The sequence below is a fragment of the Streptomyces sp. R-74717 genome (assembly GCF_047305335.1).
GTDB lineage: Bacteria > Actinomycetota > Actinomycetes > Streptomycetales > Streptomycetaceae > Streptomyces > Streptomyces atratus.
This window is the reverse complement of record NZ_CP102361.1, coordinates 6,356,458-6,371,944: the sequence shown is the minus strand read 5'-3', so window position 1 is coordinate 6,371,944 and position 15,487 is coordinate 6,356,458. Positions and strand designations below refer to the sequence as shown.

Annotated in this window: 13 protein-coding genes and 1 tRNA gene; 5 read left to right on the top strand and 9 right to left on the bottom strand. The window is 69.7% G+C overall.

The genetic code is table 11. The features are described from left to right. Window position 1: 1 nt before the first annotated feature. The gene (locus NRF20_RS29235; RefSeq protein WP_413753590.1) at window positions 2-493 is read right to left on the bottom strand and encodes a GPR1/FUN34/YaaH family transporter; all 492 of its coding nucleotides are present in this window, start codon (window positions 491-493) and stop codon (window positions 2-4) included. Between the two features lie 186 nt (window positions 494-679). Next, the gene (locus NRF20_RS29230; protein WP_398628870.1) at window positions 680-1,201 is read right to left on the bottom strand and encodes a universal stress protein; all 522 of its coding nucleotides are present in this window, start codon (window positions 1,199-1,201) and stop codon (window positions 680-682) included. A 939-nt stretch (window positions 1,202-2,140) separates the two neighbouring features. On the opposite strand from NRF20_RS29230, the gene NRF20_RS29225 reads away from it, so the two are divergent. The 3 genes from NRF20_RS29225 (at window position 2,141) to NRF20_RS29215 (ending at window position 4,187) form a co-directional block, all read left to right on the top strand. Further along, the gene (locus NRF20_RS29225) at window positions 2,141-3,376 is read left to right on the top strand and encodes a helix-turn-helix domain-containing protein (protein WP_398628871.1); all 1,236 of its coding nucleotides are present in this window, start codon (window positions 2,141-2,143) and stop codon (window positions 3,374-3,376) included. Window positions 3,377-3,385: 9 nt separating this feature from the next. Then, window positions 3,386-3,988: an oligoribonuclease gene (orn, locus tag NRF20_RS29220; protein ID WP_398628872.1), complete on the top strand. Its 603-nt coding sequence runs from the start codon at window positions 3,386-3,388 to the stop codon at window positions 3,986-3,988. A 126-nt stretch (window positions 3,989-4,114) separates the two neighbouring features. Beyond that, window positions 4,115-4,187, top strand: a tRNA-His gene (locus NRF20_RS29215). A gap of 98 nt (window positions 4,188-4,285) precedes the next feature. Here NRF20_RS29215 and NRF20_RS29210 read toward each other — a convergent pair. The 5 genes from NRF20_RS29210 to NRF20_RS29190 form a co-directional block, all read right to left on the bottom strand. Continuing rightward, on the bottom strand, window positions 4,286-5,317 hold the full coding sequence (locus NRF20_RS29210; protein WP_398628873.1) for a LacI family DNA-binding transcriptional regulator: 1,032 nt from the start codon (window positions 5,315-5,317) through the stop codon (window positions 4,286-4,288). A 231-nt stretch (window positions 5,318-5,548) separates the two neighbouring features. Further along, window positions 5,549-7,012 carry a GH1 family beta-glucosidase gene (locus NRF20_RS29205; RefSeq protein ID WP_398628874.1) on the bottom strand — a complete coding sequence of 488 codons (1,464 nt, stop codon included), beginning with the start codon at window positions 7,010-7,012 and terminating at the stop codon, window positions 5,549-5,551. A 125-nt stretch (window positions 7,013-7,137) separates the two neighbouring features. Continuing rightward, window positions 7,138-8,055, bottom strand: coding sequence for a carbohydrate ABC transporter permease (locus tag NRF20_RS29200; protein ID WP_413753589.1), 918 nt, complete (start codon window positions 8,053-8,055; stop codon window positions 7,138-7,140). Between the two features lie 15 nt (window positions 8,056-8,070). Then, on the bottom strand, window positions 8,071-9,069 hold the full coding sequence (locus NRF20_RS29195; protein WP_398628876.1) for a carbohydrate ABC transporter permease: 999 nt from the start codon (window positions 9,067-9,069) through the stop codon (window positions 8,071-8,073). Window positions 9,070-9,187: 118 nt separating this feature from the next. Further along, window positions 9,188-10,516 carry an ABC transporter substrate-binding protein gene (locus tag NRF20_RS29190; protein WP_413753588.1) on the bottom strand — a complete coding sequence of 443 codons (1,329 nt, stop codon included), beginning with the start codon at window positions 10,514-10,516 and terminating at the stop codon, window positions 9,188-9,190. A gap of 925 nt (window positions 10,517-11,441) precedes the next feature. Here NRF20_RS29190 and NRF20_RS29185 point away from each other — a divergent pair. Next, the gene (locus NRF20_RS29185) at window positions 11,442-12,191 is read left to right on the top strand and encodes a hypothetical protein (protein WP_398628878.1); all 750 of its coding nucleotides are present in this window, start codon (window positions 11,442-11,444) and stop codon (window positions 12,189-12,191) included. 71 nt (window positions 12,192-12,262) lie between these two features. Here the strand turns inward: NRF20_RS29185 and NRF20_RS29180 are convergent, their stop codons facing one another. Both NRF20_RS29180 and NRF20_RS29175 read right to left on the bottom strand, forming a co-directional pair. Continuing rightward, entirely contained in the window at window positions 12,263-13,204 is a 942-nt protein-coding gene (locus NRF20_RS29180) for a spermidine synthase (RefSeq protein ID WP_413754620.1), read from the bottom strand. A 110-nt stretch (window positions 13,205-13,314) separates the two neighbouring features. Further along, window positions 13,315-13,764, bottom strand: a complete 450-nt coding sequence (locus NRF20_RS29175) for a hypothetical protein (protein WP_266361338.1) — start codon at window positions 13,762-13,764, stop codon at window positions 13,315-13,317. 240 nt (window positions 13,765-14,004) lie between these two features. Between NRF20_RS29175 and NRF20_RS29170 the strand changes: the two genes are divergently transcribed. Further along, on the top strand, window positions 14,005-15,354 hold the full coding sequence (locus NRF20_RS29170; protein WP_413753587.1) for a tetratricopeptide repeat protein: 1,350 nt from the start codon (window positions 14,005-14,007) through the stop codon (window positions 15,352-15,354). Window positions 15,355-15,487: the final 133 nt, after the last annotated feature.

Below are 15,487 nucleotides of genomic sequence, written 5' to 3'. Positions count from 1 at the left end.
CTCAGCCGGTGGCCGTCACCCGTCGGCCGGCAGCACGCCCCGGCAGCGCCGTGGGCCAGTTGGCCAGCGCCGCCGTCGCCCCGTACCAGGCGGCGAGACCCGACACCGCGGCGAGCCAGCCGCCCGCCTTGGCCAGGCTCCCGCTGTCCACGAACTGCCCGACGCCCAGGAGCAGAAGCGCCAGGAGCAGCAGGAACAGCCCTGCCGCATGGCTGGAGACATGTGCGTCGGCGCCGCTGCCCCAGGTGAACCAGAAGGCGCCGAGCCCGGCGAAGGCCGTGCCGGTGAAGCCGCTTCCCGCGCGGAACGCCAGGAGTCCGGCGACGAACAGGGCGATACCGCCGACATACAGCGCGAGCGAGACGGCACCGGCCGCCGTCACACCGTCCACGACCCGGGTGTGACCGATACCGAACGCCAACAGGGTGAGTCCCAGGGCGAGATGGCCGAGGGTAGAGGTGCTGGTGCTTCCCGCAGAGACGTCATTGTCCACGGCGGGCTCCCTTCACATGCAGTGGTCCTGCTTCCCAGTGACCCTTATGTACCCTTCACAAGCGCACAATCCACCTCTACGTATCGGTAGATTGCCGGTTTCCACAGGCGAGTTGACGCCACATCGACCGACGGGTCCGGAACCGGTGACGGGGATGACGGCAGGGGCGTCCGGGACGGGGAACGCTCAGGGAATGACGACGACCGGGCGCTGCGCGCGCCGCGCGAGGCGTCCCGCCACCGAGCCGAAGATGCGGCCGGCGATGCCGTGCGTGGAGCCGACGACGATGGCGTCGGCCGAGTACTCCCGGCCGACCTCCTCCAGCTCGTGACAGATGTCCCCGCCGCGCTCGACGAGCACCCAGGGAACCTCGGAGAGGTAGTCCGCGCAGGCGAGCTCCAGGCCGAGCACCTCGGTGCGGTGGTCGGGCACGTCGACGAAGACGGGCGGCTCACAGCCTGCCCAGACGGTGGTCGGCAGCCGATTGGCGACATGGACGATGATCAGGCCGGAACCTGATCTCCTGGCCATGCCGATGGCGTATGCGAGGGCGCGCTCACTGGACGTCGAGCCGTCGAAGCCGACCACGACCCCATGCCGGAAGGCGGGGTCGCAGGAATGACGTGTCTCTTCGACCGCCTGCGGGTCCGACACGTGGTCGGCCACCTGCTTGCGGTCGGCGGGTTCGGGGATTTCGTGACCGGCCATCGGTGTCTCGGCGAAGAGAGTCCTCGTGAGGAGAGCGACTTGGGGAAGGTGCGTCAGCGGGCGGTGTTGCGGTGTCCGGGAATCATCTTCCCAACCCCTTACCCCCAAGGGTACGGCGCCACTCCTCCACTGCCCAGACCCGCGCAAAGCGCGTGCGACGTTTCACGGAGCATGCCCGAGGCGGACCCGTATGGCAATGCCGGTTGCGCTGTACATCGACGTCGGCGAACCGGGACGACTCCCCTGGGTGACCGGGCGGGGCCATATCCGTCACCCGCTCCACGGCGCACCGGGACCATCGCACCCCCGGCGTGGATCACCACACGCCGCCGGACGCCGGGCCGGCGGTCCACCCCCAGGAGTCACACCGCGCCGGCCCCTGCACGTCCGCCCCGTCCGGAGCTCTCCGCCCGACCGGCGGACCGATATCGGCCCGCCGGTCGGGATCCCGCTGCGCGCCGGGCCGCCGCGTTATTTCGTACGATCGACCGTCCGACGTGCCGAGGGGGCGCAAGGAAGCGGCCGCCCATCGGGGTTGTGCGCCGGTCGACTGACCGAATCACGTATGCACAACCGTCTATTTTCAGCCAACTTCACACCCCTGTCGCTTCCTTGCCGAATTGGCCGATCAACCCCCTTGCCACCAGGCAGGAAGAGACCGCGCGGTACGCTTCGACCCGACGGGGACGGGCCATGAACGCGAGGCGCACTTCCCTGCACGGCCGCTGGATGAAACCCTTCGTGATCGAATGCTTCCCGCCAAGTTGCCTTGTCGACATAACGCCGGTTGGTGAACTTGTCACGCCGGCACCACGGGACGCAGTAGATTCGATCTTGGGTATCGAAGACGGGGACTCGTGCAGGACCGAGGGGAAAAGTGCAGGAGCGACAGGCCCGCAAGGACCAGGAAGACGCGAACACCGAGGGGGGCTTAGCGTCATGAGCCAGGACTCCGCCGCCGCAACGGAGGCTGTACGGAAGCTCAGTGGACGACGACGACGAGAAGTCGTCGCCGTACTGCTGTTCAGCGGCGGCCCCATCTTCGAGAGCTCGATCCCGCTCTCCGTGTTCGGAATCGACCGCCAGGACGCGGGAGTTCCGCGCTACCGACTCCTCGTCTGTGGCGGGGAAGAGGGGCCGCTGCGGACTACCGGGGGACTCGAACTGACCGCGCCCTACGGGCTGGAGGCGATCAGCAGGGCAGGCACCGTCGTGGTGCCGGCCTGGCGTTCGATCACCTCGCCGCCGCCCGCAGAGGCGCTGGACGCGCTGCGCCGCGCCCACGAGGAAGGGGCCCGCATCGTCGGGCTGTGCACCGGCGCGTTCGTGCTCGCCGCCGCCGGCCTGCTGGACGGCCGCCCGGCGACCACGCACTGGATGTACGCACCGACGCTGGCCAAGCGCTATCCGTCGGTGCATGTCGATCCTCGTGAGCTCTTCGTCGACGACGGCGATGTGCTCACCTCCGCCGGGACGGCGGCCGGGATCGATCTGTGCCTGCACATCGTCCGCACGGACCACGGAACGGAAGCCGCCGGGGCACTGGCCCGCCGGCTCGTCGTGCCGCCGCGGCGCAGTGGCGGTCAGGAGCGCTACCTCGACAGGTCTTTACCTGAGGAGATCGGCTCCGACCCGCTCGCCGAGGTCGTGGCCTGGGCACTGGAGCATCTCCACGAGCAATTCGACGTGGAGACACTGGCCGCGCGCGCCTACATGAGCAGGCGGACCTTTGACCGGAGGTTCCGCTCGCTCACCGGCAGCGCACCGCTCCAGTGGCTGATCACCCAGCGGGTGCTGCAGGCGCAGCGACTGCTGGAGACGTCCGAGTACTCGGTCGACGAGGTCGCGGGGCGCTGCGGCTTCCGCTCGCCGGTCGCGCTGCGCGGACACTTCCGGCGCCAGCTGGGCTCCTCCCCCGCCGCGTACCGGGCCGCCTACCGGGCCCGCCGTCCGCAGGGCGGTGGCGCGGAGGCCCTCGCCCCGACGATCGAGCCGCTCGTGCCCGCGCAGGGCACCTCGGCGGGCCGGCGTGCCACGGCTGCGGCCACCCCACCGGGTCCGCATGCCGTCACGTCGGTGACGGTCGGGGCGGGGCAGCCGGAGCACGGGAAACCGGGCCCCGACGCGTACTCCGCCGGGCGCCCGACCCTGCCGGGTCAACGGAGTGCCCCGTAGGGTGGGGTCATGAACGATCGCATGGTGTGGATCGACTGCGAGATGACCGGGCTCTCGTTGACGGAAGACGCACTCATCGAGGTGGCCGCACTGGTCACCGACTCGGAGCTGAACGTGCTCGGCGAAGGGGTGGACATCGTGATCCGCCCGCCGGACGCGGCCCTGGAGACGATGCCCGAGGTGGTGCGCCAGATGCACACCGCCTCGGGTCTCCTCGACGAGCTGGCCCAGGGCACCACCCTGGCCGACGCCGAGGCCCAGGTGCTGGCCTATGTCCGCGAGCATGTGAAGGAGCCCGGCAAGGCCCCGCTCTGCGGGAACTCGGTCTCCACCGACCGCGGCTTCCTGGCGCGGGACATGTCGACCCTGGAGGGCTACCTCCACTACCGGATCGTCGATGTGTCCTCGATCAAGGAGCTGGCGCGCCGCTGGTACCCGAGGGCGTACTTCAACAGTCCGGACAAGAACGGCAACCACCGGGCGCTCGCGGACATCCGTGACTCCATCACGGAGCTGCGTTACTACCGCGAGGCGATCTTCGTGCCGCAGCCCGGGCCGGACTCGGAGCGCGCCAAGGCGATCGCGGCACGTGTCGCGCCGCCCACTCCGTAGGACGTTGCGATGCCGCTGGTCATGGGCCTTTCGGGGACCGGGATCAGCGGCTGAACAACTGGGGCGCGAGCACCCTCTCGGACCCTGTACACTTTTTCTCGGCCGGTCAGAAAAAGACCGGGCATGGTGGGTATAGCTCAGATGGTAGAGCACCTGGTTGTGGTCCAGGATGTCGCGGGTTCGAGTCCCGTTACTCACCCTGAAGAGAAGGGCCCCGGTCAATGACCGGGGCCCTTCTCGTGTCTGAACCACCCTCACCGATCTGAACCGCCCTCACCGACGACTGTGTGACGGTCGTCACGAGGAGTCGCGGACGATCAGTTCCGTGGGGAGCACGATCTGCGGACGCTCCTGGTTCTCACCCCCGATCTCCTGGAGCAGTACGCGGGCCATCGTGCGGCCCATCTCCTCGATCGGCTGGCGCACGCTGGTGAGCGCCGGGTCCATGTGACGGGCCACGGCCGAGTCGTCGAAGCCGATGAGAGCCACATCGTCCGGGATGCGCCGGCCGGCCTCGCGCAGCACCTGGCGGGCCCCTGCGGCCATGACGTCGGAGGCAGCGAAGACCGCGTCGATGTCGGGGCGGCGGGCCAGCAGGTCACGCATGGCCTGTGCGCCGCCCTCCTCGGTGAAGTCGGCGGGGGCGATCAGCTGCTCGTCCGGTCCGAGACCGGCCGCGGAGATCGCCTTGCGGTAGCCGTCGAGGCGGCGCCGGGCACCGTAGACATCGAGGCGCCCGGTGATCGTGGCGATGGAGCGGCGGCCCCGGGAGATCAGATGGTCGACGGCTGCGCGGGCGCCCTCGAAGTTGTCGGAGTCGACCGCGGCGAGCGTTTCCGAGGCGGATCTGCGGCCGCTCATCACGGCCGGCATGCCGAGCTGCTCCAGCAGGTCCGGGAGCGGGTCGTCGGCGTGGACGGAGACCAGCAGCACTCCGTCGACGCGGTGCGCGGTCAGATACTGGGCCAGCCGCCGACGCTCACGGTCGCTGCCGACAAGGGTGAGCAGCAGCTGCATGTCGGTGTCCGCGAGCGCCGCGCCGACACCACGGACGATGTCGGAGAAGTACGGCTCGGCGAAGAAGCGGGTCTCCGGCTCCGGCACGACGAGGGCGATGGCGTCGGTACGGTTCCCGGCGAGCGCGCGGGCCGCGCGATTGGGCACGTACCCCAGTTCGGCGACGGCCGCCTCCACCGCCTCGCGGGTGTGCGCGCTGACCCGTGGGGAGCCGTTGATGACCCGCGAGGCCGTGCCGCGCCCCACCCCCGCCCGTGCCGCGACCTCTTCGAGCGTGGGCCGCCCGCCGCTCCGTACTCGCGCTGCCGTCATGGCTGCCTCCCGTTCGCGGTCAATTTCTCACAGTCGGATAACCGAACCAAGTCCTGGTGCTGGATCCCTTGACACTCGTCCGGACCCGGCGGCCACTCCGCAGCATCAGAAATGGGAGCGCTCCCATACTACGGGGGCGCCGAGCCTGGTTCCCCGGCCCCCGAAAGCGGGCGGAAATGACGGAGACCCGGCACGGGCGGCCGGGTCTCGGAAGGGGCGTGCGGGCCGGTCTCAGGCGAGGTCGGTGACCGGGGGCAGTGCGTGGCGGCGGATGACATCGGCGTACCAGCGGGCGCTCGCCTTGGGGATGCGGCGCTGGGTGGCGTAGTCGACGTAGACGGCACCGAAGCGCTTGGAGTACCCATACGCCCACTCGAAGTTGTCCATCAGGGACCAGAGGAAGTAGCCGCGAACGTCCGCGCCGTCCGTCACGGCCCGCTGTACGGCGTCGAGGTGGCCACGCAGGTACTCGATCCGCTCGGGGTCCTCCACCAGGCCCTCGGGCGAGACGTAGTCGTCGAAGGCCGCGCCGTTCTCGGTGACCATCAGCGGCAGGCCGGGGTGGTTCCGGGCGACGTCCATGAGCAGGTTGTACAGCCCGTCGGGGTCGATCGCCCAGTTCATCGCGGTGCGCTTCTTGCCCTCGGAGAGGTGGAAGGCGACATGCTCGGAGCCGGGCCACGGGGAGTGGTCGCTGTTGCCGTGACCGTCGTTGCGCGAGTCGCCGGAGCCACCGGCGGGCGTGGAGACCAGCGTCGGTGTGTAGTAGTTGACGCCCAGGACGTCGATCGGCCGGGAGGTGGCGGCCAGGTCGCCGTCGTGGACCAGCTTCGACCAGTCCACCAGGTGCGAGGTGTCGGCGATCAGGTCCTCGGGGTACGCGCCGTGCAGCATCGGGCCGGTGAAGACCCGGTTGCCCACCGCGTCGATCCGGCGGGCGGCGTCCGCGTCGGCCGCGCTCCCGGTCAGCGGGCGGACCTGGTGGAGGTTGAGGGTGACCGAGGTCTGTGCGGTAGCGGGGAGTTGGTTGCGCAGGACCTCGATCGCCCGGCCGTGGGCGAGGTTGAGATGGTGGGCCGCGCGCAGGGCGGAGGCGGGCTCGGTGCGGCCGGGGGCGTGCACGCCGGAGCCGTAACCGAGGAAGGCCGAGCACCACGGCTCGTTGAAGGTGGTCCAGGTGCCGACACGGTCGCCGAGGGCGCCGGCCATGATGGCTGTGTAGTCGGCGAACCGATCGGTGGTGACGCGCTGCGGCCAGCCGCCCGCATCCTCCAACTCCTGGGGAAGGTCCCAGTGGTAGAGCGTGGCGACAGGGGTGATGCCGGCTTCGAGCAGCTCGTCGACGAGCCTGCGGTAGAAGTCCAGTCCGCGTTCGACGGCGGGGCCGCGGCCGGTGGGCTGCACCCGGGACCAGGAGATGGAGAAGCGGTAGGCCTTCAGGCCGAGTTGTTTCATCAGCGCCACGTCGTCGCGGTAGCGGTGGTAGTGGTCGGCGGCGATGTCTCCGGTGTCACCGTTGCGGACCTTGCCCGGGGTGCGGCTGAAGGTGTCCCAGATGGAAGGGGTGCGGCCGTCCTCGGCCGCGCCGCCCTCCACCTGGTAGGCGGCGGTGGCCGCCCCCCAGACGAAACCGGTCGGGAAGTCCGCTGCCTCGGGCGCCTGCTTCGGGGCGATGTCGGGTCGTACAGCAGTCATGCGGGAGCGCTCCCAGAGGTGGACGAACAGGGGCAGGTAAGGGGGTGGAGCTCCGGGGGCTGGTCCGGCCTGCGGTCAGGGAACAGGCCGTACGGGGAGCCCGGGGAAGAGCGGGTGACGCGGCGTCACCCCTTGACGGCGCCGGACATGATCCCTCCGACGATCTGCTTGCCGAAGATCACGAAGACCACGAGCAGCGGCAGTGTGCTGATCAGCGCACCGGCCATCACGATGCTCTGGTCGGGGGTGTAGGAGGCGCTCAGCTGGCCGAGGGCCACCTGGAGCGTGGGGTTCTGCTGATTGAGGGCGAGGTAGGGCCAGAAGAAGTCGTTCCACGCCTGTACGAAGGTGAGCATCCCCAGCACCGTCATCGCCGGGCGGGCAACCGGGAGCACCACGCTCCGCACGATGCGGAAGTTGTTCGCGCCGTCGACCTTGGCGGCCTCGATGAGTTCGTAAGGCAGCGCCTCGGTCAGGTACTGCCGCATGAAGAACACCCCGAACGCGCTCACCAAGGTCGGGAAGATCACCGACTCCAGCTTTCCGCCCCAGCCGATGTCGGACATCATCATGAACAGCGGGACGACGCTGAGCTGCGGCGGGATCGTGAGCGTGGCGATGACCGCGGTCATCAGTCCGCCGCGGCCACGGAACCGCATCTTGGCGAAGGCGTAGCCGGCCAGGGTGCAGAAGAAGAGCGTCGCCGCCGTGATGCAGCTGGAGACGATGACGCTGTTGACGATCGCCTTGCCGAGGTGCGCCTGGCTCCAGGCGGCGTTCAGGTTGTGCATCAGCCGCCCGCCGAGCAGGAACGGCGGTGTGGTGGCGAGAACTTCGTCCTGGGTGTGGGACGCGGCCACCAGGGTCCAGTAGAGCGGCAGGAGCGAACCGATACCGACGACGGCCAGCGCGGCGTAGGCGAACGGGCCGCCCTGCAACTGCTTGCCCGCGCCCGGCCTGAAGCGGATCGGGCGCCGCGTCGCCCGGTGGGACGGCTGCGGGAGGCCGAGTTCCGGGGCTTTGGTGGGGCTGGTCATGGTCATGGAAATCGCTCCCGGTCAGGCCGCGGATTTGCGTACGAAGCGGCCGATGAGCCAGTTGACCGCGGCGGTGATCAGCAGGAGGGCGAGCATCGCCCAGGCCACTGCGGCGGCCGGACCGAGATGCCCCAGATTCCAGCCGTAGTTGTAGAGGTAGACGCTGAGCGTCTCGTACTGATTCTCGTTGCCGCCGGTGGCTCCGAGGGTGCCGCCCTCCAACAGCAGGGGCTCACCGAACAGCTGCATGGAGCCGATGGTCGAGATGACGATCGTGAACAGGATCGTGGGCCGCAGCGAGGGGACGGTCACCTTGCGGAACTGCTGCCAGCGGGAGGCGCCGTCGAGTGACGCGGCCTCGTACAGATCGCTCGGCACGGCCTGCATGGCGGCGAGGTAGATCAGCGTGTTGTAGCCGGTCCAGCGCCAGATCACGATGACGGAGATCGCTGTCTTGGACGTCCAGTGCCCATTGGCCCAGTTGGTGTGGCCGAGGCCGACGAACTCCAGCGCCCAGTTCAGCAGACCGCCGTCGGCCCGGAAGACCAGGGCGAAGACCAGGGCCGCGGAGGCCACGGAGGTGGCGTACGGGGTGAGGATGACCGTCCGCCAAAAAGTGCTGGCGCGCAGCTTGTAGTTCAGCAGATGGGCCAGGCCGAGCGCGACCAGCAGCTGCGGGACCGTCGACATGACCCCGATCAGAAAGGTGTTGCTGACGGCCGTCCAGAACTCGGAGTCGTGCAGGATCTTGTCGAAGTTGCCCCAGCCGACCCACTCCATCCGTTCCAGGCCGGTCATCTCCACCCGGTGCAGGGCGATCCATCCGGTGTACAGCAGTGGATAGAGCCCGAAGGCGCCGAAGACGAGGAAGAACGGGGCTATGTAGGCGTACGGCGATGCCTTGTCGTCGAACCGCCACAACCGGCTCCGCAATGTCTGCCGACGGGAATCCGCCGGTGGCTGCTGGGAACCGCCGGGTGGCGGGGCGTATGCGTCCCGGGTGGGAGTGGAGTTGGCCACGGGCGGGAGTCCTTCCCTTCGTTGCTGAGTTGCCCTGTACGAGGGGTGCCCGGGTAAGGGGCTGGGCCGGGCGCGGGCCGGTGCGGGCCGGCCGTGGGCCCGCCCGCACCGGCGACGGTCAGCCGATCGCCTTGTCGACCACGTTGGTCGCGGCCTTCCACGCGTCGTCCGGGCTGGTGCCGCGCTGCTCCATGTTGTTGATCTGGGTGGAGATGCTGTCCTTGATCACGCCGTCCTTCGGGCCGAGAACCGTCTCGGGGATGGACTTGGCCTCATCGGCGTAGATCTGGCCGATCGGCGCATTGTTGAAGTACTCGAGCTTTGCGTTCTTCACGTCCGGCAGGTCGTACGCGCCCTTGTTGGACGGGAAGACACCGATGGCCTTGAAGACGGCGGCCTGCTGCTCGGGGGCGGTCAGCCACTTGACGAGCTTGGTGGCCTCGTCGACGTTCTTGCCCGACTTGGGCACGGCGAGGAACGAGCCACCCCAGTTGGCGGCGGTCGCACCGGGGGCGGTGGTGATGTTCCACTTGCCCTTGTTGGCGTCACCGGCGTTGATCGAGATCTGACCGGCCATCCACGCCGGGCAGGCCACGGTGGCGATCGTGCCCTTGCGCAAGCCGGCCTTCCACGGGTCGGTGAACTGTGCGAGGCCCTGGGTCAGCTTCTTCGACGCCGCCTCGGCCGCCAGGTCCCAGCCCTGCTTGACGCTGGGGCTGTCCTTGTAGATCGCCTTGCCGCTCTCGTCGTAGTACTGCTTGGCGTTCGAGCTGACGACGGCGTTGAACATGGCACTCGCGGAGTCCATGAAGTACGTGCCCTCGGCCGCCCCCTTCTTGTACTCCTCACCGAGCTTGAGGTAGTCCTCCCAGCCGCCGGAGACCTTCTGGGCGACCTCGGTGGGGTCGGTCGGCAGACCGGCCTTCTTGAAGAGGTCGGTGTTGTAGCAGAGGGACATCGGACCGATGTCGGTACCCGCGCCGATCACCGCACCGTCGGGCGTGGTCGCCTGCTTCTCCTTCCAGGAGACCCACTCGTCGACGTCGATCACCTTGCTGAGGTCGACGAAGGAGTTCGCCTTCGTGTCGACGATCTCCTTGATCCGGCCGACCTCGAGCCCCTGGACGTCCGCCAGACCGCTACCCGAGTTCAGCTGCTGGAGCAGCTTCGGGTAGTAGACCTTCTCGTCGGAGGTGACGTCTTCCTTGACCGTGATGTTCGGGTGCAACTCGTGGTACTTGGCGAAGAGACCCGCTTCCTTGTAGCCGAACTGCCCGAAGTCGGCGACGGTCAGCGTGATCTTCCCGTTCGCATCGGAGCCCGTGCTGTCCGATGTATCCGAATCGCTGCTGCAGCCGGTCAGCAACAGGGCCGAGGCTGTCAGGCCCGTGGTGACCAGAACCGCGACTCTGCGGCTCCGGCCGGCGACGGTGCGGGTGATACGCATTCCACTACTCCTTGTTCCAGGGTGGGACCGGTGTTCTGACTGCGTGGCATACGCGCTGATGAGTGCGGGTGCCGACTGGTTCAGGGGGAGGACACGGGCAGTGCCGTTCGAGCGGGAAATCCCCGCACGATATGGGAGCGCTCCCATGCGTCGATGCCGGAAGGCTCCTGCCTTGAGGGGGTGGGTGTCAAGAGTTGAAGACGCTTCCGTTGCCCGAGTGTGTCCTTCAAGTCACGAGAACGTGTCCCGCCCAAGTCTTGCCATGTCCCGCAAACACCGACCGAGGGCTCACACCGTTCCGAAAAAGCGCAGGCCAAGGGCTTGTTGGGGAAGGCTCGCCGCGCCGGTCACGCGGCGCCGCCACGCCCGCGCCGCATTTCCGCCCGCCCCCGGGAACGGTCCTGGTCATCCCCGATTCACGCCCGACCGCCCGCCGGAAGGTGAACGGGGTGTCTCGCGGTGAGGGCGGTCGGGGGCGTATCCGCGTTCTTTCTCCGAACCCGATGGACCATCACGGGGACGCCGGGGGCAACGGGAAGGACGGACCGGGGCCGCCAGAACTACGCCGCCCGCAGCCGGGCCGGCGTGGACTCCAGTTCGGTCTGCGCGACCCGGCCCGCCGACGCCGCGTCGCCGGCCACGACGGCCCGCACCAGCGCGTCATGGTTCGCTGGTGCGGGTCCTTGAGGCGCAGCCCGACCTGGATCCGGGTGAACTTCAGCCAGGACGGCGGCACGACGGTGTCCGTCTTCTGCACCTGGAACGACCATCCGCCCCAGGTAGAGATCGTTTGGCCGAGCCTTCTCCAATGCTGTGACCACATAGGTTCACCGTGTCCGGAATCCGTCTGCCTGGCTCTGCGGGGACGGAGTCAGTGCTGCGATCATCATGACGAAGGCGGAAGGCGCGGCCGAGGGGGAGCAGGATGATTTCTGAGCCGGAGATGGCGGGGGAGTTCGGTGGGGTTGAAACCCGCGAGGTGATGGGCGACTTCGACCGGGAGTTCGTTGGGGAACGTCGGCCGCGAAGGCCGTGGCTGTGGGCGCTGGGCGGGGCGGTAATGGCGTCGGCCCTCTGGGCGGCGGCGCTGTTCCTGTATGGAGCAGGCGATCGGAAGCCGGACATGCATGGGTACCAGCTGGGCCAAGACCCTTGCCCATCTTTACAGCTGAAGTCGATCGGCGCGGCGATCGCACCGAGAGAGTCCACCACCAAGGTCGAATCAGGCCTGTTGAACCATGCCGTCCTCGACCAGATCCAGTGCTTCATTCCTCTTCGGTCCCGGACCGGGGCGGAGCGGCCCGGAAACGGTTGGTCCATCGATTACGCCGTCGGAATCACGGTGGCACTGCACAAGAAGACCGACCCCGGCGCCGAATTCGAGGCGCGGCGAAGGGTGACCGATCTCGGCGTTGATCCTGAAGCGAAGCTGGAGATAGTTCCGGAACTTGGTGACAAGGCGTATCTGCTGACCGGGGATGACGGTGACTCGGAGCTGCGGGTGCTGGAGGGCGGAGCGGTCCTCACGCTGCGTCTCTCCGCCTTCACGGTGCACCAGAGCGACGACCGCAGCGAAGACGAGGCCGGTGACGGGCCGGACAACCCTGACCTGTCCCCGTACCAATCGGCCATGATCGGCGACATGCGTGACCTGATGTCAAGCCTCAAGCAGTGAGCTTGAGATTCAACCTCCACGAACATCGACCGGCGCGTCACCGGACCCGGCGAGCATTCGTGGTCACCGCACTAGCCGAATGCCGACGGTGGTGGCGCCGGTGAAGGCCTGGCGTCCGCGTCGCCCACCGCCGCCGCGCCGCCGGTGAAGTCGGCGAGCGCCCGCCCGTGTTCGACGCGTCCGGGGTGCGGGTCGGTCGCGACCCGGCGGGTCAGCTCCGCGACCTTCAGCGGCAGATCCGAGGCGAGCAGCACGGCGTTGCCGAAGCGACGGCCGCGCCACACGGTCGGGTCGGCGGCGAGCGCCAGTTCGGGGAAGACCGTGGCCGCGGTGGCGATCTGGCCGCGCAGATGGGTCAGCGGCGGGCCGTCCGCGAGGTTGGCCACGTAACTCCCGCCGGGCTTGAGGACCCGGCGCACCTCGGCGAGGAACTCGGTGCTGGTGAGGTGTGCGGGGGTACGGGCCCCGCTGAAGACATCGGCGATGGCGAGATCCGCCCAGCCGTCCTGGATCTTTCCGAGCCCGGCGCGGGCATCGGTGGCCCGGACCCGGATCCTGGCCTGCGGGTCCAGCGGCAGCTCCCGGCGGACCAGTTGGACGAGCGCGGCGTCCACCTCGACGATCTGCTGGGTGGAGCGGGGCCGGGTCGCGGTGATGTAGCGGGCGAGCGTGAAGGCGCCGCCGCCCAGGTGCACCACGTGCAGGGGCTGCCCAGGAGGTGCGACGAGGTCGGCGATGTGGCCGATCCTGCGCTGGTACTCGAAGGACAGATACGTGGGGTCGTCGAGGTCCACATGGGACTGGGGGGCTCCGTCGAGCGTCAGCGTCCAGGCGTGCGGGCGCTCCCGGTCGGGCACCAGCTCGGCGAGACCGCCGTCCACCGGCTCGGCGAGGGGTTCCGTCCTGCGCCCGGCGCCGCCGCGCCCGGTCCCGCGTTCGGTCCTGCCGTCGGCCTTGCGGTCGGACCGCTTACGGGCGCCCGCGCCTGCGCTCGACGCTCCTCGACGTGCCACTGCTGCTCGTGCCTGCTCACTGCTCATCGCTCCGGGCCGGTACGGAACCGGCCGTGCCGGGGAGACCCGGCCACCGGCCCATTATGTGCGCGCGGGCGGGGAGCCCGCGGTCAGCGGCAGTTGTCGGCCGCCTCGATCAGCCGGGCCGCCTGGTCGAGAGCGGCCCGCAGCACGGCCGGGTCGGTGACCGGGGCGTCCTCCTCGGGCGGCAGCAGCCAGCCGCTGCCGGTGACGGGCGGCTCGGCGGGGATGCGCAGCCCGCGGCCGTCGGTCCGCGTACAGGCGCTGCCCGGTACGTCCCATGCCTCGGCGGTCCCCGGGGGAACCAGGAAGCCGAGGGTGTCGCAGGCGCCGTCGTGCAGGACCGGGCCGACGGCTTCCTGGTCGGCGCCCCGGCGCAGGATGTCCACGGCCTCCAGTCCCTGGCGTGCCGGGACGGTCACCAGGTCGCAGGGTACGGCGCCGTGGTCCTCCGTGGGCGCGGTGGGCACCGTGGCACCCGTTGCGGCCGGGGTCGTCGCAGTCGTCCGCGAGCCGGTCTCCGTGCCGATGTGCAACAAGGGACCTCTCCTCTCATCGCCGGGCGGAGCCGGATTCCGTCTCCACGTGGACCAACGCGCCGACGGCGTCAAGGGCTACGGTGCCACGCCGCCGCAAAGGGTGGCAGTTCATGGCGGATCGCGGGCGAGATATCCCTTTTGTAGGCAAACACCGCGTGTGCGGTCCGTCACAACAGGTACGTTCTTGCTCCGCCGGGACACCGGAAGCAGGAGCCCGGCTGCACCAGAGAGGGCTCAGCCATGGTGTCGACAGGGGCAGTTCCCAACCTCGCCTTCCGGCGGCTGCGCGGACCGCGCTCCGCCGGGGAGTTCGCCGCCGCAGTACGCAGGTCCGCCCGCGAGATCGGCGAGCAGGTCGCGTGCGACGCCCGGTACATCGGACGCGTGGAGTCCGGCGAGATCCGCTGCCCCAACTACGCGTACGAGCGGGTCTTCCTGCACATGTTCCCCGGCGCCACCCTGGCGGACCTGGGCTTCTCACCGCGCGAATCAGTACGCGGCCGGGGGGCACGGACCACTGCCGAAACCCCACCGCCCCCCACGCTCCACAGCGACACCGACGAGGAGAGCGACGTGCTGCGTCGCGTATTCATGACGAGCGGCACCACCGCGATGGCGGCCGCACCCCTGGGCCTCGGCCTCGGCGGCACGTCCGCCGCCGCCCCGCCCGACCGGCACCGGGTCGGAGAGGCCGAGGTGAGCGCCGTCGAGAAGGCAGTACGGCAGATCCGGCTGCTCGACGACCGGCACGGCGGTGACGGCCTGTACCGCAGGGCGTCCCAGCCGCTGCGGGCGGCGTACGCGCTGCTCGACTCCACAACCGCCACCAGGCGCTCCACGGCCGACCGGCTGCATGCCGGGGCGGGCGAACTGGCCATCTCGGTGGGCTGGCTGGCCCATGACTCGGGCCGGTTCGAGGACGCCCGCTCGCACTATGCGGAAGCGCTGGCCACGGCGCGGCTGGCGGGTGACGGGGCGCTGGAGGCGCATGCGTTCTGCAATGCGTCGTTCCTGGCCAGGGACACGGGGCGGCCCCGCGAGTCCGTACGCGCCGCCGAGGCCGGGCAGCGGGCGGCGCAGCCGCTGGGCTCGCCGCGGCTGCTGGCGCTGCTCGCGCTGCGGGAGGCGGGGGGCAGGGCGGGGCTCGGGGACCGTACGGGCTGCGAACGGGCGATCGGCCGGGCGCACACCGCGTTCGACCGCGGTCCGTCCGACACCGATCCGGAGTGGATGACCTTCTTCCGGGAGGCGGAACTGGAGATGCTGGAGGCGCAGTGCTGGTCGGCGCTGGGCGACTGGTCGCGTGCGGCCCGCCATGCGCTGAGGGCGACGCGGCTCCAGGACCCGCACTTCACCCGGAACCTGGCGCTGTACCGGGCCGAACTGACCACGGACCTGGCCCGGGCGGGCCGGGCCGCAGAGGCGGCGACAGCGGGCCACCAGGTGCTGGACCTGCTGGGCCGCGTCCAGTCGTCCCGCATCCGGGCGATGCTGGCGGGGGCGGCGGGGGTACTGGCGCCGCAGCGGGGTGCGGCGGAGGTACGGGGGTTCCTCGAGCGTCACGCGGAGGTCTCCGAGGCGGGGGCGTAGGGATTCGCCGAACGGTCCGGATTCCACGCGCCACGTGACCGGTTCCGTCCTCGATCGTCGGACGGGCCGGTTTCCACCGCGCGCCGGCAAGATCAAGCCCGTCCGGCGATCGATGCCCCCGGCTGCCGGGGGC

Excerpts from the sequence above, each read along its gene's own strand:
- NRF20_RS29230 (WP_398628870.1), bottom strand. The coding sequence starts at position 1,201 with ATGGCCGGTCACGAAATCCCCGAACCCGCCGACCGCAAGCAGGTGGCC.
- NRF20_RS29225 (WP_398628871.1), top strand. The coding sequence starts at position 2,141 with ATGAGCCAGGACTCCGCCGCCGCAACGGAGGCTGTACGGAAGCTCAGT.
- orn (WP_398628872.1), top strand. The coding sequence starts at position 3,386 with ATGAACGATCGCATGGTGTGGATCGACTGCGAGATGACCGGGCTCTCG.
- NRF20_RS29210 (WP_398628873.1), bottom strand. The coding sequence starts at position 5,317 with ATGACGGCAGCGCGAGTACGGAGCGGCGGGCGGCCCACGCTCGAAGAG.
- NRF20_RS29205 (WP_398628874.1), bottom strand. The coding sequence starts at position 7,012 with ATGACTGCTGTACGACCCGACATCGCCCCGAAGCAGGCGCCCGAGGCA.
- NRF20_RS29200 (WP_413753589.1), bottom strand. The coding sequence starts at position 8,055 with ATGACCATGACCAGCCCCACCAAAGCCCCGGAACTCGGCCTCCCGCAG.
- NRF20_RS29190 (WP_413753588.1), bottom strand. The coding sequence starts at position 10,516 with ATGCGTATCACCCGCACCGTCGCCGGCCGGAGCCGCAGAGTCGCGGTT.
- NRF20_RS29185 (WP_398628878.1), top strand. The coding sequence starts at position 11,442 with ATGATTTCTGAGCCGGAGATGGCGGGGGAGTTCGGTGGGGTTGAAACC.
- NRF20_RS29170 (WP_413753587.1), top strand. The coding sequence starts at position 14,005 with ATGGTGTCGACAGGGGCAGTTCCCAACCTCGCCTTCCGGCGGCTGCGC.